Source organism: Micromonospora ferruginea (assembly GCF_013694245.2).
GTDB lineage: Bacteria > Actinomycetota > Actinomycetes > Mycobacteriales > Micromonosporaceae > Micromonospora > Micromonospora robiginosa.
Map to the genome: position 1 here is coordinate 4,054,022 of NZ_CP059322.2, position 20,150 is coordinate 4,074,171.

General features: G+C 74.6%; 19 protein-coding genes and 3 tRNA genes. 4 read left to right on the forward strand and 18 right to left on the reverse strand.

What is annotated here, in order from left to right; all coding sequences use genetic code 11:
• Positions 1–29: 29 nt before the first annotated feature.
• From H1D33_RS17530 to leuC, 4 genes are all read right to left on the reverse strand, one after another.
• Complete coding sequence (locus tag H1D33_RS17530) at positions 30–2,051, reverse strand: endonuclease/exonuclease/phosphatase family protein (protein ID WP_181572118.1); 2,022 nt, start codon at positions 2,049–2,051, stop codon at positions 30–32.
• A gap of 134 nt (positions 2,052–2,185) precedes the next feature.
• On the reverse strand, positions 2,186–2,812 hold the full coding sequence (locus H1D33_RS17535; RefSeq protein ID WP_181572117.1) for an HU family DNA-binding protein: 627 nt from the start codon (positions 2,810–2,812) through the stop codon (positions 2,186–2,188).
• A gap of 160 nt (positions 2,813–2,972) precedes the next feature.
• Entirely contained in the window at positions 2,973–3,560 is a 588-nt protein-coding gene (leuD, locus tag H1D33_RS17540; protein ID WP_181572116.1) for a 3-isopropylmalate dehydratase small subunit, read from the reverse strand.
• A 16-nt stretch (positions 3,561–3,576) separates the two neighbouring features.
• Entirely contained in the window at positions 3,577–5,019 is a 1,443-nt protein-coding gene (leuC, locus tag H1D33_RS17545) for a 3-isopropylmalate dehydratase large subunit (protein WP_181572115.1), read from the reverse strand.
• Positions 5,020–5,068: 49 nt separating this feature from the next.
• Here leuC and H1D33_RS17550 point away from each other — a divergent pair, with 49 nt between their 5' ends.
• Positions 5,069–5,755: an IclR family transcriptional regulator gene (locus H1D33_RS17550; RefSeq protein ID WP_091063967.1), complete on the forward strand. Its 687-nt coding sequence runs from the start codon at positions 5,069–5,071 to the stop codon at positions 5,753–5,755.
• A gap of 144 nt (positions 5,756–5,899) precedes the next feature.
• Here H1D33_RS17550 and H1D33_RS17555 read toward each other — a convergent pair.
• From H1D33_RS17555 to H1D33_RS17570, 4 genes are all read right to left on the reverse strand, one after another.
• Positions 5,900–5,972, reverse strand: a tRNA-Glu gene (locus tag H1D33_RS17555).
• A gap of 151 nt (positions 5,973–6,123) precedes the next feature.
• Positions 6,124–6,196 (reverse strand) — tRNA-Glu (locus H1D33_RS17560).
• A gap of 74 nt (positions 6,197–6,270) precedes the next feature.
• Positions 6,271–6,342: transfer RNA gene (locus H1D33_RS17565), tRNA-Gln, on the reverse strand.
• Positions 6,343–6,450: 108 nt separating this feature from the next.
• On the reverse strand, positions 6,451–7,254 hold the full coding sequence (locus H1D33_RS17570) for a fumarylacetoacetate hydrolase family protein (RefSeq protein WP_181572114.1): 804 nt from the start codon (positions 7,252–7,254) through the stop codon (positions 6,451–6,453).
• Positions 7,255–7,425: 171 nt separating this feature from the next.
• Between H1D33_RS17570 and H1D33_RS17575 the strand changes: the two genes are divergently transcribed.
• On the forward strand, positions 7,426–8,832 hold the full coding sequence (locus H1D33_RS17575; protein ID WP_181572113.1) for a hypothetical protein: 1,407 nt from the start codon (positions 7,426–7,428) through the stop codon (positions 8,830–8,832).
• A 34-nt stretch (positions 8,833–8,866) separates the two neighbouring features.
• Complete coding sequence (locus tag H1D33_RS17580; RefSeq protein WP_181572112.1) at positions 8,867–9,757, forward strand: 3-methyladenine DNA glycosylase; 891 nt, start codon at positions 8,867–8,869, stop codon at positions 9,755–9,757.
• A gap of 25 nt (positions 9,758–9,782) precedes the next feature.
• Here the strand turns inward: H1D33_RS17580 and H1D33_RS17585 are convergent, their stop codons facing one another.
• The 9 genes from H1D33_RS17585 to H1D33_RS17625 all read right to left on the reverse strand — a co-directional run bounded on the left by H1D33_RS17585 (position 9,783) and on the right by H1D33_RS17625 (position 17,131).
• The gene (locus H1D33_RS17585; RefSeq protein ID WP_181572111.1) at positions 9,783–10,943 is read right to left on the reverse strand and encodes a cellulose binding domain-containing protein; all 1,161 of its coding nucleotides are present in this window, start codon (positions 10,941–10,943) and stop codon (positions 9,783–9,785) included.
• A gap of 85 nt (positions 10,944–11,028) precedes the next feature.
• Entirely contained in the window at positions 11,029–11,604 is a 576-nt protein-coding gene (locus H1D33_RS17590) for a GNAT family N-acetyltransferase (protein WP_246412044.1), read from the reverse strand.
• 49 nt (positions 11,605–11,653) lie between these two features.
• Positions 11,654–12,079: an alternative ribosome rescue aminoacyl-tRNA hydrolase ArfB gene (gene arfB / locus H1D33_RS17595; RefSeq protein ID WP_181572110.1), complete on the reverse strand. Its 426-nt coding sequence runs from the start codon at positions 12,077–12,079 to the stop codon at positions 11,654–11,656.
• 9 nt (positions 12,080–12,088) lie between these two features.
• Positions 12,089–12,385, reverse strand: a complete 297-nt coding sequence (locus H1D33_RS17600) for a hypothetical protein (protein ID WP_181572109.1) — start codon at positions 12,383–12,385, stop codon at positions 12,089–12,091.
• 89 nt (positions 12,386–12,474) lie between these two features.
• Positions 12,475–13,341, reverse strand: coding sequence for a S1C family serine protease (locus H1D33_RS17605; RefSeq protein WP_181572108.1), 867 nt, complete (start codon positions 13,339–13,341; stop codon positions 12,475–12,477).
• Positions 13,342–13,386: 45 nt separating this feature from the next.
• Positions 13,387–14,346, reverse strand: a complete 960-nt coding sequence (locus tag H1D33_RS17610; protein ID WP_181572107.1) for a VWA domain-containing protein — start codon at positions 14,344–14,346, stop codon at positions 13,387–13,389.
• Positions 14,343–15,365, reverse strand: a complete 1,023-nt coding sequence (locus tag H1D33_RS17615; RefSeq protein WP_181572106.1) for a DUF58 domain-containing protein — start codon at positions 15,363–15,365, stop codon at positions 14,343–14,345. Before H1D33_RS17615 ends, H1D33_RS17610 begins: the two co-directional genes overlap by 4 nt.
• Positions 15,362–16,411 (reverse strand): AAA family ATPase, encoded by a 1,050-nt coding sequence (locus H1D33_RS17620; protein WP_181572105.1) that lies wholly within the window; start codon positions 16,409–16,411, stop codon positions 15,362–15,364. The genes H1D33_RS17615 and H1D33_RS17620 overlap by 4 nt, the downstream gene beginning before the upstream one ends.
• Positions 16,412–16,603: 192 nt before the next feature.
• Positions 16,604–17,131: a hypothetical protein gene (locus H1D33_RS17625; protein ID WP_181572104.1), complete on the reverse strand. Its 528-nt coding sequence runs from the start codon at positions 17,129–17,131 to the stop codon at positions 16,604–16,606.
• Between the two features lie 278 nt (positions 17,132–17,409).
• On the opposite strand from H1D33_RS17625, the gene H1D33_RS17630 reads away from it, so the two are divergent.
• The gene (locus tag H1D33_RS17630; protein ID WP_246412189.1) at positions 17,410–18,393 is read left to right on the forward strand and encodes an endonuclease/exonuclease/phosphatase family protein; all 984 of its coding nucleotides are present in this window, start codon (positions 17,410–17,412) and stop codon (positions 18,391–18,393) included.
• Between the two features lie 50 nt (positions 18,394–18,443).
• Here the strand turns inward: H1D33_RS17630 and cimA are convergent, their stop codons facing one another.
• Entirely contained in the window at positions 18,444–20,042 is a 1,599-nt protein-coding gene (gene cimA, locus H1D33_RS17635) for a citramalate synthase (protein ID WP_181572102.1), read from the reverse strand.
• Positions 20,043–20,150: the final 108 nt, after the last annotated feature.

Below are 20,150 nucleotides of genomic sequence, written 5' to 3' on the forward strand. Positions count from 1 at the left end.
CTAACCGGCGCGTTAAGCGGGGCCCCCGCCTAACGCGCAGGCGGGTCGGGCAGGGCCACCGTGAGCCGCACCGGGAGGTGGTCGCTGGCCTCGGTGCGCGGGGCACGTACCTCGGCGGCGGTCAGGCCCGGCGAGACGAAGACGTGGTCGATCTGGGTGCGCGGGTCGTCGGCCGGGCTGGTCGGCAACGGCCGGGCCGAGGCCAGCGCGTCCACCAGGCCGACGCGGAGGAACTCGGCGAACGCCGGGTCGTCCGGCTCGGTGTTCAGGTCACCGCCGAGCACCAGCGGACGGCCGGCCGCGTACCCGGCGGCGAACGCGGCCACCTCGCGGGCCTGCTCGACCGGGTCCCGCCCCGGCGGCGGTTGCAGGTGGGTGGCGACCACGGCGAGGTCACGCCCGCCGAGGTCGAGCGTGACGCCGAGGGCCTGCGCGCCGGTCGGGGCGCCGTGCGCGGCCAGCGGCCGGGTCCGGCCGGACCGCACCGGGAACCGGCTGAGCACTGCGTCGCCCCAGACCGGGTCCGCGGCGGGCGCGAAGACGTACGGCATCCGCAGCCGCCCGGCCAGCAGCGCCAACGTGTCGTGCCCGCCGTTGAGCCACCAACCCCGGTCGACCTCGCTGAGCAGCACCACGTCCGCCCCGCGTACGGCCCGCGCCACCGCGTCGAGGTCCAGCCGGCCGTCCAGGCCGAAGCCCATCCGGATGTTGTACGCGGCCACCCGCACCGCCGCGGTCGTGGCGGTGGGCCGCGCGGCCGGCGCCGGCGGGCGATGGAGCCCGGGCGCGAACGCGGTCAGCGCCACCAACCCGAGCAGGCTCCACCGCCGGGCCGGCGCGCCCAGCGCCGGCGCGGACCAGGACGGCCCGGCCAACGCCACCAGAACGACGAGGACGGCCGTGACGACCGGCACCCACCCGTTGGGGTACCCCAGGTCGTAGGCGGCGTAGTAGACGATCGTGGCCACCGCGAAGACCACCATCCCAACCGCCGCCGCCCGGCCACGCCGGGCCGCCGCCCGGCCGCCCGCGTCGGCGCGGTCCGGTTCGCCCGCGTCGGCCAGGGCGAGGCAGCCGCCGAGGCCGGCGGCGGTGAGCAGGTACGCCGGCACGAGCTGCCCGGCGGCGAACAGCACCGCCCCGGCGAACAACGCGACCGGCCAGACCACCCGGGCCAGCCGGACCGGTGGCCGGTGCAGCGCGGCGGCCAGGAACAGCAGGACCGCGAGCGCGCCCAGCGGTGACGCGCCACCCGCCGGGCGGGACAGGCCGGGGAACCCGGACGCGTCGGCGCCGGAGGCGGCGGCCCACACCGCCGGCGCGAGCGCGATCTGGTTGGCCAGCAACAGCGCCGGCCCGCAGAGCAACCACGCCCGACGCCCGGCCACCGCCGGCGCCACCGGCTCCGATCCGGCCGACGCGACCACCCCGGCCGACACGGCCGCCCCGGCGGACCTGATGACGCCGGCCGATGCCGGGAGGGCCGCCGTCGTGCCGGGCGGTCCCGCCGGGGCCGCCGCCCACACTTTCCCGGGCCGTTGCGCCGCGACCGTGACGCTCGCGCTCAGGAACGCCGCGACCAGCGCCGCGCTCAACGTCCAGCCGAGCGCGCCGCCGCGCCAGACGAGGTCCTCGGTGCCCAGCAGCGCGTGCCCGACCGCGCTGCCGGCCAGGCCGAGCGCCAGCCCGGGAACGGGTCGGTCGACCGACGCCGCGGTGGCCGCGAGCCAGACCAGGCCGGCGAGCAGCCCGGCACAGGCGAGCCAGAGCTGGACGACGCCACCGGGTCCGGCGGTCAACGCCAGCCGGACGGCGGCGAGCACGCCGGCCGCGACCAGGCCGACCGGGCGGGCGCCGAGCCGGCGTACCAGGGTGGGCGCGCCCAGCCCCAGCACGAACCAGCCGAGTGCGAACGCGCCGAGCAGCTCGGCGGGCGTCTCGGCGGCCCGGCCGAAGAGGGTGATGACCGACGGGAGCCAGACCCGCAACACGTCCAGCAGGACCGCGACGCCCAGGGCGAGCGTGAGGGTGGAGAGGTGACGGTGCCGCACGGGCGCCTCTTCTCGTGACCGACGGGGGTTTTCGGCACGGCGATTCTGCGCGGCGGCGCGGTGGGCGGTCAACGCGTACCCACGGACGAGGGCGCCCACCGCGAACGGTGGGCGCCCTCGGTGGGGCTGTCCGGTCAGCGCCGACTGGCGGCCTTCTTGGCCGGCGCCTTCTTCGCGGGCGCCTTCTTCGCCGCCGTGGTCTTCTTGGCCGTGGCGGACTTCGCCGCGGTCGTCTTCTTGGCCGCGGTGGTGGTCTTCTTGGCCGCGGTGGACTTCGCCGCGGTCGTCTTCTTCGCCGCCGTGGTCTTGGTCGCGGCGGCCTTCTTGGCCGGCGCGGCCTTCTTGCTCGCCGCGGTGGTCTTGGTGGCCTTCGCCGCCGTGGTCTTCTTGGCGGCTCCGGTGGTCTTCGCCGCCGTGGTCTTCTTCGCCGCCGTGGTCTTGGCGGCCCCGGCGGTCTTCTTCGCAGCGGTGGTCTCCTTCGGCACTTTGCCGCTGGCCACCATCTCCTTGAAGCCCGCACCCGCCCGGAAGGTCGGGACGGAGGTCTTCTTGACCTTCACCGCCTCGCCGGTCCGCGGGTTGCGGGCTGTTCGGGCTCCACGGACGCGCTTCTCGAACGCTCCGAATCCGGTGATCGCCACCTTGTCGCCCTTGGTGACCGCCGCCTGGACCTCAGCGAGAACCGCGTCGAGCGCGGCCGTCGCCGTCTTCCGGTCCCCCAGGCGAACGGCGAGCGCCTCGATGAGCTCGGCCTTGTTCACGACTTCCTCCCGATTGTGCAACTGACTCGACGCGAGCCATTCTGCGCGCACCGTATGCCCTGTGCTGCCTGGACACAAACATTCGGTGGAAAAAAGCCCTTGTGTCGCAACGGATTCGCCCCCACCGGTCGGGCCGGTGGGGGCGAAAAGGGGCCCGCGCTCAGGCGATCGAGGGCAGGAACGCCGGCCGGGAGGCCTCGTACGCGCCGATCTCGGCCTCGTGCCGGAGGGTGAGTCCAATGTCGTCCAAGCCCTCCATCAGCCGCCAGCGGCTGTGGTCGTCGAGCGGGAAGGCCCAGGTGGCGTCGCCGGCGCGGACCTCTCGGGCGGCCAGGTCGACGGTGACCGGGGTGGTCGGGTCGGATTCGGAGAGGGCCCAGAGTCGCTCCACGGCGCCCAATTCCAGCTCGACCGGAAGGAGACCTTCCTTCAACGCGTTGCCACGGAAGATGTCACCGAAGCGCGGCGAGACGACGGCCCGGAACCCCCAGTCCCGCAGGGCCCAGACGGCGTGCTCCCGGGAGGAGCCGGTGCCGAACTCCGGGCCCGCCACAAGAATCGACGCCCCCGAATAGGTGGGATCGTTGAGAATGAATGACGGGTCCTCCCGCCAGGCGTTGAACAGGCCGTCGGCGAAGCCGGTCCGGGTCACCCGCTTGAGGTACACGGCGGGGATGATCTGGTCGGTGTCCACGTTGGACCGGCGCAGCGGCACGGCGGTGCCGGTGTGTGCGGTGAACTTGTCCATCTCTGGGCTGCCCTTCCTACAGGTCGGCGGGGGCGGCGAGCCGGCCGACCACGGCGGTGGCGGCGGCGACCGGCGGGGACACCAGATGGGTACGCCCGCCCCGGCCCTGCCGGCCCTCGAAGTTGCGGTTGGAGGTGGAGGCGGAACGCTCCCCCGGCTTGAGCGTGTCGGGGTTCATGCCCAGGCACATCGAGCAGCCGGCGAACCGCCACTCGGCGCCCGCGTCGGTGAAGACCTGGTCGAGCCCCTCGATCTCGGCCGCCTCCCGCACCGCCGCGGAGCCGGGGACCACGAGCATGCGTACGCCGTCGGCGACCCGCCGCCCGCGCAGCACGTCGGCGGCGGCCCGCAGGTCCTCCAGCCGCCCGTTGGTGCACGAGCCGACGAAGACCACGTCCACGGCGAGGTCGCGCAGCGGCGTGCCGGGGGTGAGGTCCATGTATTCCAGCGCGCGGCGGGCCGCGACCCGCTCCGGCTCGCTGCCGAACGCCTCCGGGTCCGGCACGGTCGCGCCGAGCGGCACGCCCTGACCGGGGTTGGTGCCCCAGGTGACGAACGGGGTGATCCGGCTCGCGTCCAGCGTCACCTCGGTGTCGAACGTCGCGCCCTCGTCGGTGGGCAGCGTCCGCCAGTGCTCCAGCGCCGCGTCCCAGTCGGCCCCCTGCGGGGCGTTGGGCCGCCCCTTCAGGTACGCGAACGTGGTCTCGTCCGGCGCGATCATGCCGGCCTTGGCGCCCCACTCGATGGACATGTTCGCGATCGTCATCCGGCCCTCCATGGAGAGCTCGCGGATGGCCTCGCCCCGGTACTCCACGATGTGACCGCGCCCGCCGCCGGTGCCCACCTGGGCGATCAGCGCGAGCACCAGGTCCTTGGCGGTGACGCCGGGCGCCAGCTCGCCGACCACCTCGACCGCCATGGTGCGCGGCCGGGCCTGCGGCAGCGTCTGGGTGGCGAGCACGTGCTCGACCTCGCTGGTGCCGATGCCGAAGGCGAGCGCGCCGAACGCGCCGTGGGTGGCGGTGTGCGAGTCGCCGCAGACGATCGTCATGCCCGGCTGGGTGAGCCCGAGCTGCGGGCCGATCACGTGCACGATGCCCTGGTTCTCGTCGCCCAGCGGGTGCAGCCGTACGCCGAACTCGGCGCAGTTGCGGCGCAGCGTCTCGATCTGGGTGCGGGAGGTGGGGTCCGCGATGGTGAGCAGGTCGCCGCGCCGGGCGCGGAACGCCGGGTCGTCGTACCCGGTCGGGGTGTTGTGGTCCTCGGTCGCGATCGTCAGGTCGGTGCGACGGACCCCGCGCCCGGCCAGGCGGAGCCCGTCGAACGCCTGCGGGCTGGTCACCTCGTGCAGCAGGTGCAGGTCGATGAAGAGCAGGTCCGGCTCACCGTCGGCGGAGCGGACCACGTGCGCGTCCCAGACCTTCTCGGCCAGGGTCCTCGGTCGAGTGACTCCCACCATCTGGACATCCTAAATTCTGGGAGGTAAATTTCGGCTTGTGGGACACAGTATGAGCGGTGTCGGCGTTCTCGACAAGGCGGTGGTCATCCTGGCCGCCTGTGTCGACGGCGCCAGCCTGGCCGAACTCGTTGAACGCACCAAGCTGCCCCGGGCCACCGCGCACCGGCTGGCACAGGCGCTGGAGATCCACCGGATGCTGGTCCGGGACACCCAGGGCCGATGGCGCCCGGGTCCACGCCTGGGCGAGCTGGCCAACGCGGCCCCCGACGTGCTGCTCACCGCAGCCGAGCCGCTGCTGGCCGCGCTGCGCGACGCCACCGGGGAGAGCGCCCAGCTCTACCTGCGCCGCGCCGACGAGCGGATCTGCGTGGCCGCCGCCGAGCGCGCCAGCGGCCTGCGGGACACCGTCCCGGTCGGCTCGGTGCTGCCGATGACCGCCGGCTCGGCGGCGCAGATCCTGCTCGCCTGGGAGCCGCCGGAGGCGGTCATGCCGCTGCTGCCGCGCGCCAAGTTCACCGGCCGCACGCTCGCCGAGGTGCGCCGGCGCGGCTGGGCGCAGAGCGTGGCCGAGCGGGAGGCCGGTGTGGCGAGCGTCTCGGCCCCGATCCGGGACCGCACCGGCCGGGTGATCGCCGCGGTGAGCATCTCCGGCCCGATCGAGCGCCTCGGTCGCCGCCCCGGCGAGCGCCACGCCATGGCCGTCGTCCGCGCCGGCCAACGCCTCTCCGGCCTCTGACCCCCGAGCCGACTCCGCGTCGATCATGAAGTTGGCGGCGTTTTTGATCTTCCAGACCGCCGCCAACTTCATGATCGACGCAGCAGGGAACCGGGGAATGCGGAACGGCCCGCCTCGCGGAGCGAGACGGGCCGTCCGTGAACGTAGCCCCGACCGGATTCGAACCGGCGCTACCGCCTTGAGAGGGCGGCGTCCTGGGCCGCTAGACGACGGGGCCAGGCACATTTCCTGCTTCACCGACCCTCGCGGGCGGTGTGGCAGTAGTCTAGCGGCACCGTCTCCGGCACCGCCGAGGGGGGTCGCCCCCTGGTCGGGGGCCGAACAGCAGAACAGCCCGCCCCGAGTAACGGGACGGGCTGACGGTGCTGTAGCCCCGACCGGATTCGAACCGGCGCTACCGCCTTGAGAGGGCGGCGTCCTGGGCCGCTAGACGACGGGGCCAGAACCTTCGTGCACTCCGGCAGCGGCAACTGCCAGAATCCAGCGACCGGGATTCTCACGAACCACCGGCTGCGCTGGGGTACCAGGACTCGAACCTAGACTAACTGAACCAGAATCAGTCGGGCTGCCAATTACCCCATACCCCATTGGCCCCTTGCGGCGCCGGGAATGAACTTTACCCTCCCCGTGCCGGCAGGCCAAATCCAACCCCCCGAACCGCACGTGACCTGCGGAAACGAGGCATCGAAGCCGGATCAGGCGACCGGGACCACCGGGTTGCTCAGCTCCCCGATCCCCTCGATCCGCACGGTGACCGTATCCCCCTCGGTGAGCGGGCTAACCCCCGCCGGAGTGCCGGTCAGCACCACGTCACCGGGCAGCAGCGTCATCACGTGCGAGATGTACGACACCAGGCCGGGCACGTCGAACACCATGTCCTTGGTCCGGCCGAGCTGGCGCACCTCCATCTCCTCCGGATCACGGCCCACCTCGCAGCGGATCTCCAGGTCGCGGACGTCCAACCCGGTGGTGATCCACGGCCCGATCGGGCAGAACGAGTCGAAGCCCTTGGCCCGGGTCCACTGCCCGTCGGACCGCTGGAGGTCCCGCGCGGTGACGTCGTTGGCGCAGGTGTAGCCGAAGATGGCCCGCTCGGCGGCGGCCCGGTCGGCCCGTCGCGCGCCGGGCGCGCCGATCACCACGGCGAGTTCCGCCTCGTGCTCGACCTGCTTGGAGAAGATCGGCAGGCGGATGGCGTCGCGCGGGCCGATCACCGAGGTGGACGGCTTGAGGAAGAGCAGCGGCTCCTTCGGCACCTCGCTGCCGTGCTCGGCGGCGTGCTCGGCGTAGTTGCGGCCGACGCACACCACCTTGCTCGGCAGGATCGGCGACAGCAGCCGCACGTCGGAGAGCGCCCAGCGGGCGCCGGAGAACTGGATCTGCCCGAACGGGTGGCCGTCGATCTCGGCGATGGTCAGGCCCTGCGGCCCGGCCTCCGGCTCGCCCTCGACGACCCCGAACGACATTCCCTTGGCATGAGCGAAACGAGCGATACGCACCCGGCCAATCTATCCCGGCCGGCCGGGTCGGCCGCCGGACACGGCAGGTGACGCCGGCCTCGACCGGGCGCGCCAGGGTACGCCGGATCGCGCCGGCCGGGGCGGGAATGCCGGCTTCGTACCCGCCCGGCGGCCCCCGGCCCATAGCTTCGGTTCCGGAGGTTCGTTGGTATGCCTGCATCGAGACGACACCACAGGACCCTGGCAGTGCTCGTGAACTGCCTCGGCGTCATCGCCGCCGTGCCGGCGCTGCCCCCGGCGGCGCCCCGGGCGGCGGCCGCACCCGCCCGACCCGCCCCGGCCGTGGTCGCCGCGGCGGCCACCCCGATCCCGACCGGCGTGCCGGCGGCGCCCCCGGCGGTGCCGTCCACCGGGCCGGCGCCGGTCCGGCCGACGACGCCACCGGTGAGCGTGGCCGTGGGCGCGGCCGGCACCCCGGCCCCGGGCTACCGGATCGAGGTCCGCAACGCCGGCACGACACCGGTCGAGACGATGGTCCGCCAGGAGCTGCCGAGCGGGTCCCGGGCCACCACGGTGACCGGCGGCGGGCAGGCCACCGGTCCGGTCGGCGCGACCGCCGGGGAGGTCACCTGGCGGCTGCGCCTGCCGGCGCGGAGCACGACCGCGTTGCACACCGCCCTCGCGGTGACCGGGCCGGACCACCCGGTGACGGCCCCCACCTGCGTCTACGGCACCGACGGCACCCGGCCGTACGACTGCGCCACGGCGACCTGGGTGGGCTCGGCCACCGCTCCCGCCGCGCAGGCGGCCGCGGGCCCGGCCTGGCGCCGCCCGGCGGTGCTGCTGGCCGCGCTCGTCGCGGTGCTGGTGGTCGCCGGCGCGGTGCTCTGGTGGGCGGTACGTCGCCGCCGGCGCGCGGCACCGGCCCACGCTGGCGCCCTGCCTGGCCACGGCACCGGCCCGAGCGGCGGCGCCGGGCCCGGCGGCGGTGCGGCGTCCGGCGGCATGTCGACGGGCGGCCCGGCCGACCAGGGCACGGTCTATCCGCGTCCGGCGTTGCCGACACCCGCCTCCCGGCGTCGCCGGCCACCGGTCTGGCTGACGGTCGGCGTGGCGGCGGCGGTGCTGGCCGGGGTGGTGGGCGCGGCGGCGTGGACCGCCACGCAGCGGGTCGCCGCGATGGACACCACCAAGCAGCCGACCAGCGGCGCGTGGGTGGGCAGCACCGTCAACGGCGGGCTGGGGGTGCCGCTGCGGGAGACCGCGTTCGAGTTCACCGTCTACCGGATGAGCTGCGGCGCGGGTGTGGTGCCGGCGCCCCCGGGCGGCGGGCGGCCCTGCCTGGCCACGGTCGGCGTGCGCAACGTTACCGGGGAGCAGCAGACCTGGCACGGGCAGTTGCAGCGCGCGTACCTGCCCAGCGGCAACTGGGTGTCCGCCGACGAGGACGCCACCCGGGTGGCGAACCTGGGCCGGGACGTGTTCGCCCAACCGGTGGCCGCCGGGCGGCGGGTCCTGCTGCCGCTGGTGTTCACCGTGCACGGGGCCCAGCCGCCGAAGCAGTTGGAGCTGCGCAGCGGCGTGTTCTCCGCCGGCGTGCGGGTGGACGTGGACTGACGGCGGGCCGGGCGGCGGTGCGTACCCTGGGTTCGTGACCGCCGCCCTCGCCCCCGACGCCGTGCTCGACGCGGCCGACTGGCAGGCCCGCCGGCGCGACCACGAGGAGCGGGTCGACGCCTGGCTGGCGCCGCACCTGGCCCGCCGCCGCACCGGGGCGAAGCATCCGGTGGAGGACTTCCTCTTCACCTACTACTCGCACCGCCCCGCGCAACTGCGCCGCTGGCACCCGGGCGCGGGGGTGGTGCTGCGCGACGCCGACCCGGCCGCGTTCGGCCCGGACTACACCGCCGTCGCCGCCGGTCTCACCCTCGACACCGGGCGGGTCCGGGCGCGCCGCGCCGAGTCGGTCGCCTGGATCCGGACGCTGCTGGCGTCCACCGCCGGCCGCCCGGCGCACCTCGGCTGCTTCGGCATGCACGAGTGGGCGATGGTCTACCGGCAGACCCAGGAGCAGGTGCGGCACAACGCCTGGCCGCTGCGGCTCAGCCCGGCGGCGACCGCGGCGGTGGTCGAGGAGCGCGGCGTGCGGTGCAGCCACTTCGACGCGTTCCGGTTCTTCACCGCGCCGGCCCGGCCGCTCAACGTGCTCCGGCCGAGCCGGGAGAGCCAGCACGCGCTGGAGCAGCCGGGTTGCCTGCACGCCAACATGGATCTCTACAAGTGGTCCTACAAGCTGTCCCCGCTGGTGCCGTCGGAGCTGGTGGCGGACGCGTTCGCGCTGGCCCGGGAGATCCGCGAGCTGGACATGCGGGCCAGCCCGTACGACCTGGCCGAGCTGGGCCGTCCGCCGGTGCGGGTGGAGACCCCGGAGGGCCGGGCGGAGTACGCCACCGCCCAGCGCGGGTTCGCCGAGCGTGCCGCCGGCCTGCGGGCCCGGCTGCTGGCCGAGCTGGACCGGGCCGCGCCGGCCGACGGGGCCTGAGACCCGTCAGCCGGCGGCGTCCCGGTCAGCCGAGGGCGCACGCCGGCAGCGGCACCGGGTCCGGGACCGCGCCGTCGGCCAGGAAGCCGAAGGTGGCCTGCGCGCCCGGGGCCAGCGCGCCGTTCCAGGTCGCGCTCCGGGCGGTCACCGCGGTCCCGCCCTGCGCCACCTGGGCACTCCACGACTGGGTGATCCGCTGCCCGCCGGTGAGCGCGAACCGGACCACCCAGTACGGGATCGGCGCGGCCCCGGTGTTGCGGACCGTGATCTCGGCCTGGAAGCCGCCCGGCCACTGCCCGGCGGTCCGCCAGGTGGCGGCGCAGGCGCCGACCGTGGGCGTCGGTGACGGGCTGTCGGTGGGGTGCGGGGCTCCGGTCGTCGACCCGGTGGGTGACGGCGACGGGCTGGACGTCGGGGTCGGGGTCGGCGTCGCGGTGGGCCTCGGTGTCGGGGTCGGCGTGGTGCGGTCCAGGACGGCGGCCAGCGCCGGGTACCACCGGTCGGACATCTTCTGGTCGCCGGCGGCGTTGGGGTGCACCCCGTCGTAGGTGTCGGTGGCGGTGTTGAAGCCGGTCCACTGGTCGACCACCACGATCGGTGACGCGGCGGTGGTCTTTCCGGCCGCCCAGCCGTCGACGGCCGCGTTGAGCGCGACGGTCCGCTGCCCGCACTCCGGGCAACTGGACGGATTCATCGGGATGATCTTCGCGACCAGCACGGTGGTGGCCGGGTTGGCGGCCCGCATCTGGTCCACCAGCTTCGAGTACGCGGCGAGGATGGTGGCCGGCGGGATGTTGCTCCACACGTCGTTGGTGCCGAGGTGCATGAGCACCACGTCGGGGTGGGTGGCGGCGAGCCAGCCGGGGAGCAGGTTCTGGTTGGCGATGTTCGTCGCCAGATAGCCGCCGTGCCCCTCGTTGTCGCCGTCGTAGGTCACGCCGCAGCCCTGCGGGCCGAGCGTGCCGACGAAGTCGACGTCGGTGTGGCCGGTGGACTGGAGGCGGTTCCAGAGCACGGCACGCCAGCAGCCGGGCGACCCGGTGATGGAGTCGCCGAGCGGCATGACGCGGATCGGGGCGGCGGCCGCGGCGGCCGGCGGGGTGGAGACGAGGGCGAGGCCGAGGGCCAGGGCGGGCAGCAGCGCGGCGAGCGCGGTCAGCACGACGCGCAGGCGGTTTCGGGACATGCGGGAGGGACTCCTGTCACGTGACGGTCGGTCGGTGACGGCCCTGACGCTCCCGTAAGCATTGAAGCGCTTCGAAGCCTCGGACTCAACCCTCCGGACGGCCCCGGTGCCTAGCCCACTCCGGCGCGAGGATCGACATGACGGTGGCGTCCACCCAGTCGTCGCCGTCGCGCAGCACCTGCCGCAGCGTGCCCTCGGCCACGAAGCCGACCTTCTCGTAGGCGCGGCGGGCCCGCGGGTTGAACGCGAACACCTCCAACCCGACGCGGTGCAGGCCGAGGTGCGCGAAGCCGTACCCGACGACCAGCCGGACCGCCTCGGTGCCGAGGCCGCGATCGCGCCCGCCGGGGCCGATCAGGGTGCGGAAGTTGCAGCTCGCATTGGCCCGGTCCCACTCGTTGAGGACCACCTCGCCGACGCACGAGCCGGTGGCCCGGTCGACCACGGCCAGGTCGAGCCGGTCGGGCTGGCTGTTGCGGGTGCCGTACCAGGCGCGCAACCGGGCCGGCTCGAAGCCCTCGCCGGGCGGGCTGCCGGTGAGCCGGGCGACCTCCGGGTCGGCCAGGATCTCCGCGAGCGCCGGCAGGTCGTCGTCGGCGAACGGCCGCAGCAGCACCCGCTCGCCGGTGAGCGTGGGCTTGACGGAGAAATCGGTCGGCACGTGCCGGATTCTCCGGGCCGCGCGGCCGGCGGCTCAACCGGATTTCGGGTCAGTCGCCGTCCACCCGGCGGTCGCGTTTGCGCTGGGACTGCCGTTTCTTGTCGGCCAGCCGGCGTTCCTTCGCACCGCGTGACGGGCGGGTCGGCCGGCGCGCCTTGGGCGGCGGGGCGACCGCCTCGCGCAGCAGCGCCGCCATCCGTTCCCGGGCCGCCTCCCGGTTGGCCAGTTGCGCGCGGTGCTCGCTGGCCGCCACGGTGAGCACCCCGTCGACCAGCCGGCCGGCGAGCCGGCCCAGGGCCCGTTCCCGCAGCGTCTCCGGCACGCTCGGCGAGCCGGCCAGGTCGAAGCTCAGCTCCACCCGGGAGTCGGTGGTGTTGACGCCCTGACCGCCCGGCCCGGACGACCGGGAGAACCGCTCCCGCAGCTCGGCGGCCGGCACCACGAGCCGGTCGGTCACCCGCAGTCCGTCGTCCACGCCCCGAGGCTAGCGCCCCGGGCGGTGGCTCGGGCTCGGGGTCACCGTCGGTGCGGGTCCGGCCCGTTCCTGGTCCGAGCCGGACGCCGCGTAGGCGGCGGCGCCGACCAGCAGCAGGGCGATGACGGCGGCCTTGACGGCCACGGCCCGGATCGCCGACCACGCGCTGCGCCGCGCGCCCGGGACGCTGGTCCGGACCGTCTGATAGTCCTTCCAGCCCCGCTTGGCACGGGCGTACGACGCGCCGACGCCGGCGCCGATGACCAGGCCCACCAGCAGGAGGGCCGCGATGACAGCTTGCTCCACCTCCGCCAGTATCCATACTCAGCGTAATATTTCCATCCTCCGATGCTCCCACGCCGGATATCCGACAGTTTCCGGGCCGTCTGCGCAGGTCAGCCGCCCTTACCGATGATCGTGTCGGCGGTCTGCTGCACCTGGTCGATCGGAATGGCGAAGCCGATGCCGATCGAGCCGTTCCCGTCGATGGTGGCGATGGCGGTGTTCACCCCGACCACCTCGCCGCGCGCGTTCACCAGCGGGCCGCCCGAGTTGCCCGGGTTGATGGAGGCGTCGGTCTGCACCGCGGTGTGCCGGCCGTTGCCGATCCGGACCTGCCGGTTGAGCGCGCTGACGATACCGGCGGTGACCGTGCCGGCGAGCCCGAGCGGGGAGCCGACCGCGAGCACCGGCTCCCCCACCCGGGTCGCGTTCGGCTTGGCCAGCGGCAGCGGCGGCAATCCGGCCGAGGCCGGCACCTTCAGCACGGCCAGGTCGCTGTCCGGCGCCCGGCCCACCACCTCCGCGACGAGGCGCCGCCCGTCCGACGTCTCCACCGTCACCGGACCGGAGCCGCCCCGGGCCAGGATGTGGTCGTTGGTGACGATGTGCTGCTCGTTGTCGATGGCGAAGCCGGAGCCGGACGCGCCCGTGCCGGACCGGCCGCCGACCATCACCGAGACCACCCCCGGCACCGTCTTGCCGGCGGCGGTGACCAGTTCGGCCGGCACCGGCGCGGCGGAGGCCGCCGACGGGCCCGGCGCGTCCCGGCCGGCCGCCCAGGTGCCGGCCGCCGCGCCGGAGACGGTGGAGAGCGCCACCACCGCCGCCGCGCTCAGCAACCGGCCCCGCCAGCTCCGCCGCCCCGACGCACCCGGCCCGGCCGACCCGGATACGTCGGACCAGCCGCGCCCGTCCGGGTCCAGCTCGGGCGAGACGAACCACGGGCCGCGCGGCTCGCCGAGTCCGGTCTGCACTGCCATGCCTGGCTCCTCACGTGTCGTGCGTCGTCCGCCTCGGAAGTGCGGTCAGGGCAGTCGGGAGAACCACCGCAGCGAGCCGGCGGCGGCGCCCATGGCCAGGACCAGCCCGAAGCCGATGAAGCGGGCCGAGATGTCCTGCTGTTGCGTGCGGTAGCCGACCGAGGTGCCGATGTCCTCGTAGACGTCCTTCAGCTCGCGACTGGTCGACGCCTCGTGGAAGCCGCCGCCGGTCTCCTCGGCGACCGCCTTGAGCGTCTGCCCGTCCACCGGCACCTGGATCGCCCGGCCTCCCCGGTCGACCGAGCCGCCGGGCGTGCCGAAGGAGATGGTGTGCACCGGCACCTTGGCCGCGACCGCCTGGTCGGCCGCCTCCATCGGGTCCATCCCGGCGGTGTTCGCGCCGTCGGAGAGGATGATGATCCGGGCCGGCGGCGGGTCCTTCGCGGCGGTGGCGTCCAGGCTCTTCACCGCGCCGAGCGAGGTGCTGATCGCCTCGCCGATCGCGGTGCCCTGCACCCCGGTGATGCCCTCGGCGAGCCGCTCGATCCCCTCGTGCAGCGCCTCCCGGTCGGTGCTCGGCGGCACCAGCACCGCCGCGCTGCCGGCGAACGCCACCAGGCCCACGTTGAACTCGTCCGGCAGCCCGTCGACGAACTTCCGGCCGGCCTCCTTGGCCGCGGTCAGCCGGTCCGGGTCCACGTCACCGGCGAGCATCGAGGTGGACACGTCCACCGCGACCATCACGGTGGCCCGCTCCCGGGGCACCCGCACCTCGGCCTCGGGCCGGGCGAACCCGACCACCAGCAGCGCCAGCATGCCGAGGAAGAGTCCCGCCGGCACGTGCCGCCGCCAGGCCGGTCGACGCGGCGCGACCCGGTCCAGCAGGCGCAGGTTGGTGAAGCGGACCGCGTACCGGCTCTGCCGGCGCTGCAACACCAGGTAGCCGGCGACCAGCGCGGCGACCGCGAGCAGCAACCAGAGGCGGGCGGGCGACTGCCAGCTCATGCGGCACCTCCCCGGGCCACGGCCGGCGCGGTGGCCAGCCGGCGTTGCTCGTGCACGTGCCGGACCACGTCCGCGCACCAGTCCCGGTCGGTGCGCAGCGTCAGGTGGGTCGCGCCGGCCCGGTGCAGGGCCCGACGCACCTGCTCACGTTGGGCGGCGGCGGCCCGGGCGTACCGCTCGCGCAGCGCCGGGTCACCGGTCCACACCTCGCGGTGCCGGCCGCTCTCCGGGTCGACCAGGGTGACCAGCCCGACGTCCGGCAGCTCCAACTCGCGCGGGTCGGTCACCTCCACCGCGAGCACCTGGTGCCGGACCGCCAGCCGGCGCAGCGCGGCGGCCCAGGGCGGCGGCTCGTCCGGGTCGTCGGGCAGCTCGTCGAGGAAGTCGGAGACCACCACCGCCAGCCCTCGTCGGGTGGCCACCCGCTGGAGGCCGGCCAGGCCGTCGGCGAGGCCCGGCTCCGGCGCCACGCCGCGCCCGTCGGCCCGGGCCGCCGCGCGCGGGTCCGGCGGATCGTCGGTACGCGGGGCGCCGAGCAGCGCGCGCAGCAGCCCGAGCAGGTGGATCCGCCCGCTGCGGGCCGGGAACCGGCGCAACCCGTCCCGGGTGAGCACCTGGGCGCCGAGGCGGTTGCCCACCCCGGCGGTGAGGAAGCCGACGCAGGCCACCGCCGCCACCGCGAGTTCCCGTTTGTCCAGTGTGGACGTCCCGTACTCCATGCTGGCGCTGGCGTCGACGAGCAGCCAGGTGGTCAGCTCCCGGTCGGCGTCGACCTCGCGCACGTGCGGCACGGTGGTCCGCGCGGTCACCGCCCAGTCCATCCGGCGCACCTCGTCCTCGCCGGGGCGGTACTCCCGGCTGCCGGCCGCCTCGCTGCCCGGCCCGGGCAGCAGGCCCCGGTAGCGCCCGTGCAGCAGCCCGTCGAGGCGCCGGGTCACGGTCAGCTCCAACCGTCGCAGCCGCTGGTCCGGGGCGAGGTCGGCGATCTGCGGATCGGCGACGCCCGGCCCGCGGCTCACGCCGCCGCCAGGTCCGGCGCCGCCGGCGCGGGTCCGGTCACCAGCCGGGGCGGCGGCACCGCGTCGACCAGGCGACGCACCACGTCCTCGCCGGACACCCCGTCGGCCACCGCGTCGAAGGAGAGCACCAGCCGGTGCGCCAGCACGTCCACCGCCAGCTCGCGCACGTCCTCGGGGAGCACGTAGTCCCGGCCGTGGATCAGCGCGTGGGCGCGGGCGGCGGCCACCAGGCCGAGCGTGGCGCGCGGACTGGCCCCGTACGCCAGCAGCGGCGCGATCTCGGGCAGGCCGAAGCGGCCCGGGTCCCGGGTGGCGAGGATGAGCCGGACCACGTATTCGGCCAGCGCGTGGTGGACGAAGACGTCGGCCGCGCGGCGTTGCAGCTCCCGCAGCCGCACCGGGTCGAGCACCGGGCGGGCGGTGGGTCGCTCGGTGCTCATCCGGTAGAGGATGGCCAGTTCGTCGGCGTCGCTCGGGTAGTCGACCACGACCTTCATCAGGAACCGGTCCCGCTGCGCCTCGGGGAGCTGGTAGACGCCCTCCGACTCGATCGGGTTCTGGGTGGCCAGCACCAGGAACGGGTCGGGCACCGGCCAGCTCCGCCCGGCGATGGAGACCTGCCGCTCGGCCATCGCCTCCAACAGCGCCGACTGCACCTTGGCCGGAGCCCGGTTGATCTCGTCGGCGAGCACCAGGTTCGCCATGATCGGTCCCAGCTCCACGTCGAACGCCTCGGTAGACGCCCGGTAGATCCGGGTGCCCACGATGTCCGACGGGACCAGGTCGGGCGTGAACTGGATCCGGGAGAAGGTGCCGCCGACCACGGTGGCGAGCGTCTGCGCGGCGAGCGTCTTGGCCACCCCCGGCACGCCCTCCAGCAGGCAGTGGCCGTCGGCGACCAATGCGGTGAGCAGGCGGTCGACGAGCCGGTCCTGCCCGACGATCACGCGTTTGACCTCGAAGAGGGTCTGGTCCAGCTCGACGCCGCTCGCGTCCGCATCGACCGGGGTGGGCACGCTGGCCAGGGTGTCCGAGATGTCCGTCACGGTGCTTGCTTCCCATGCCGGAGCCGCGACAAACGTCGGATTATCGGCCGCATCCGGGCCCGGGGCGGCCCGGACCGGGAGGACCTCCCCGATCGGGCGGCAACCGCGCGAACCGGCGTGCGACGCACCGGACCGGGACGGAACACGACACCGGCCCCCGCCGAGGCGGGGGCCGGTGCGCGGCGGGGCGGGTCAGTTGGCGACCACGAGGTGGAACGGCCGGGGCGAGAAGATGCCGTCCGAGGTGCGGGTCTGCACGAAGACCGCGTTCGGGGTGAGGTAGCGCGGCGCGACGGACACCTGGCCGCTGGGCGGCACGTTGTTCGGGTCGTTGGTGCCGACGGTCGCCACGTACGCCTTCTGGCTCACGTTGTAGTCGAGCAGCACCTGGAACTGCCCCGGGGACACGCCCACCCCGGGCGCGAACCGGAACGCGGACACCACGTTGCCGGAGTGCTGGAGCAGCACGCCGGTGGACGACACCACCGCCCAGGCGACCTGGCCGGCGGCCGGCGGCGCCAGGGTGGCGCGCATGGCGGTCCGGGCGGCCCGCTGCTCGGCCGCGCTGACCGGCGGCTGCTGGCCGGTCCCCCGGGCAGCAGCCGGCTGGCCCACCTTCGACTCGGGCTGGGCGGCGACCGCGATCCCACCACCGGCCACGGTGAGGGACAGCGCGGCGAGCGCCACCACCGTCGCCTTTCGCTTGAAGAATGTAGCCATGACAGATCTCCCTCTTTTGACCGTGGTGATACGGCGGGCGCGAACAATTGCGGATCATCGGGGATCCGAGCCGGGCGCACCGCCGCTGAGCTGGTCTTACTACGGAGAGTTGAATGCTTCAACCAGGTGGAACGTAACACCGGACAATGGGGCGGTCAATAGCGCTCATCGCGTGTCCGCGACCATTTGTCAACGCGCCCAAAATTGTGAGAAGGAAGCGCTCGACCATTCACGAAAATGCTTCGCGGCGACGCCGGTACGCTGACCGCGTGATCACGGTGGACACTCCCCCGCGCGCCCGCGCCCGGGGCGGCCGGTGGACGACCGGGGTGTGCTGGCTGGCCGTCGCGCCGGTCGCCGCCTGGGCACTGCTGCGCCTGGCCGGGCTGGAACGGGGGCCGCTGGTGCTGACGGCGGCCTTCACGCCGTACGTCGCCGCGGTGGCGCCGGCCGTCGCGGTGCTGGCGCTCGCGCTGCGCCGCCGCGCGCCCGCGGCGGTCGCGGCGCTGGCCGCACTGGCACTGGTCGGCGCGGTGGCGCCCCGCGCGCTCGCCGACGGCCGGCCGGGCGTGGACGGCCCGGTGCTGCGGCTGCTCACCGCCAACCTGCGGCTCGGCTCGGCCGACCCGGCGGCGCTGGTGGCGCTGGTCCGGACACAGCGGGTGGACGTGCTCACCGTGCAGGAACTCACCCCGCAGCTCGCCGCCGACCTGGACCGGCTCGGCCTGGCCACGCTGCTGCCGCACCGGTCGCTGAGCCCCGAGGCGGGCGCCACCGGCTCCGGCCTCTACGCCCGCCACCCGCTGCGCGACCCCGGCCACCGCCGCCATCGCCGATACTTCCTCACCCAGGCGTACGGGACCGTGCTGGTGCCGGGAGCACCGCCGCTGCGGGTGGAGTCGGCGCACCCGGGCGCGCCGTACACCATCGACGCGGTGCCGCAGTGGTGGACCGACCAGCGGGCCCAGCCGCCGGCCACACCCGCCGGCGGGCTCAGCGTGCTGGCCGGCGACTTCAACGCCACCCTGGACCACGCCACGATGCGTCGCCTGATCGCGACCGGCTACACCGACGCCGCCGACGCGGCCGGGGCGGGACTGCGCGGCACCTGGGGCCCGTACGACGGCGACCCGATCCCGCCGGTCACCATCGACCACGTGCTGGTGGACCGGCGCATCGCGGTCCGCGACGTCGACGTCCGGCCGGTGCCCGGCAGCGACCACCGGGCCCTGCTGGCCGAGCTGCGCCTGCCGGCGGCGTGAGCCCCGCCCGACGCGAGTGTTAAGCGGGGCCCCTTCCTCTACCGCAGGCGTTAAGCGGGGGCCCCGCCATACACCCGGGCCCGGTCGAGGCCGTAGGTCAGCGCGTCGACGAGCGCGTGCCAGCTCGCCTCCACCACGTTGGGGTGCACGCCGACCGTGGTCCAGTCCCGGCCGGCGCCGGCGGTCTCCACCAGCACCCGGGTCACCGCGCCGGTGCCGTGGCTGCCCTCCAGGATGCGGACCTTGTAGTCGGCCAGCTCGAACTCGCGCAGCTCCGGGTAGTGCCGGGCCAGCCCCACCCGCAGCGCCTCGTCCAGCGCGTTGACCGGACCGTTGCCCTCGGCGGTGGCGATCACCCGCTCGCCCCGTACCCGGATCTTGACGGTCGCCTCGGAGACCACCGCGCCGTCCTCGCGGTGCTCGACCAGCACCCGGTACGACTCCAGCGCGAACGGCCGGGCCGGCGCCGCGTCCGGCAGCTCGGAGCGGACCAGCAGCTCGAACGACGCGTCGGCGGCCTCGAACGACCAGCCGCCGGCCTCCAGCTCCTTGACCCGGCCGGTGACCCGGGACAGCGCGTCCGGATGGCCGGCCAGGTCCAGACCCAGCTCGCGGCTCTTCAGCTCGATGCTGGCCCGGCCGGCCATCTCGGTCACCAGGATCCGCATGTCGTTGCCCACCACGGCGGGGTCCACGTGGTTGTAGAGCAACGGGTCGACCTTGATCGCGCTCGCGTGCAGCCCCGCCTTGTGGGCGAAGGAGGCGGCCCCGACGTAGGCCTGGTGGGTGTCGGGGGCGATGTTGGCGATCTCGGCGATGGCGTGCGAGACCCGCACCATCTGTTCCAGGCAGCCCTCCGGTAGGACGGGCATGCCGAGCTTGAGCTGGAGGTTGGCGACGATCGCGAACAGGTCCGCGTTGCCGGGGCGCTCGCCGTACCCGTTGGCGGTGCCCTGCACGTGCCGGACGCCGGCCTCGACCGCGGCGATCGTGTTCGCCACCGCGCAGGCGGTGTCGTTCTGGGCGTGCATGCCGAGCCGCTCCGGTGCCACGCCGGTGCGCGCGACCAGGTCCTCGATCGCGGCGGTGACCTGGGAGGGAAGCATGCCGCCGTTGGTGTCGCACAGCACGAACCGCTCGGCGCCGGCGGCCAGCGCGGCCTCCACCACGGCGGCGGTGTAGCCGGGGTCGTGGCGGAAGCCGTCGAAGGTGTGCTCGCCGTCGACGAAGACCCGCCGCCCCTGCGCCACCAGGTGGGCCACGGTGTCGGTGACCATCGCCAGGTTCTCCCCGGCGGTGGTGCGCAGCGCCCGCTCAACGTGCCGCAGGTCCGCCTTGGCGACCAGCGCCACGGCCGGGGTCCGCGCGTCCAGCAGCCCGCGCACCTGCGGGTCGTCCTCGACCGCCCGACCGGCCTTGCGGGTGGCGCCGAACGCGACCAGGACCGCGTGCCGCAGCTTCAGCTCGTCGTGGGCGCGGCGGAAGAACTCGGTGTCCTTGGGCACCGCGCCCGGCCAGCCGCCCTCGATGAAGCCGACCCCGAGGTCGTCGAGCAGGCGGGCCACCGCCAGCTTGTCGACCACCGAGTAGCTGAGCCCTTCACGCTGGGCGCCGTCGCGCAGCGTCGTGTCGTACACCTGGAAGGTCATCGGAGTCCTCTTCTCGTGCCTGGGGAGAGCAACAAAAAGACCCCCCGCGGATGCGGGAGGTCTGCGCGCTCGGCGAGGGGGAAGGGCCGGCGCGCTAGCTGCTAATGA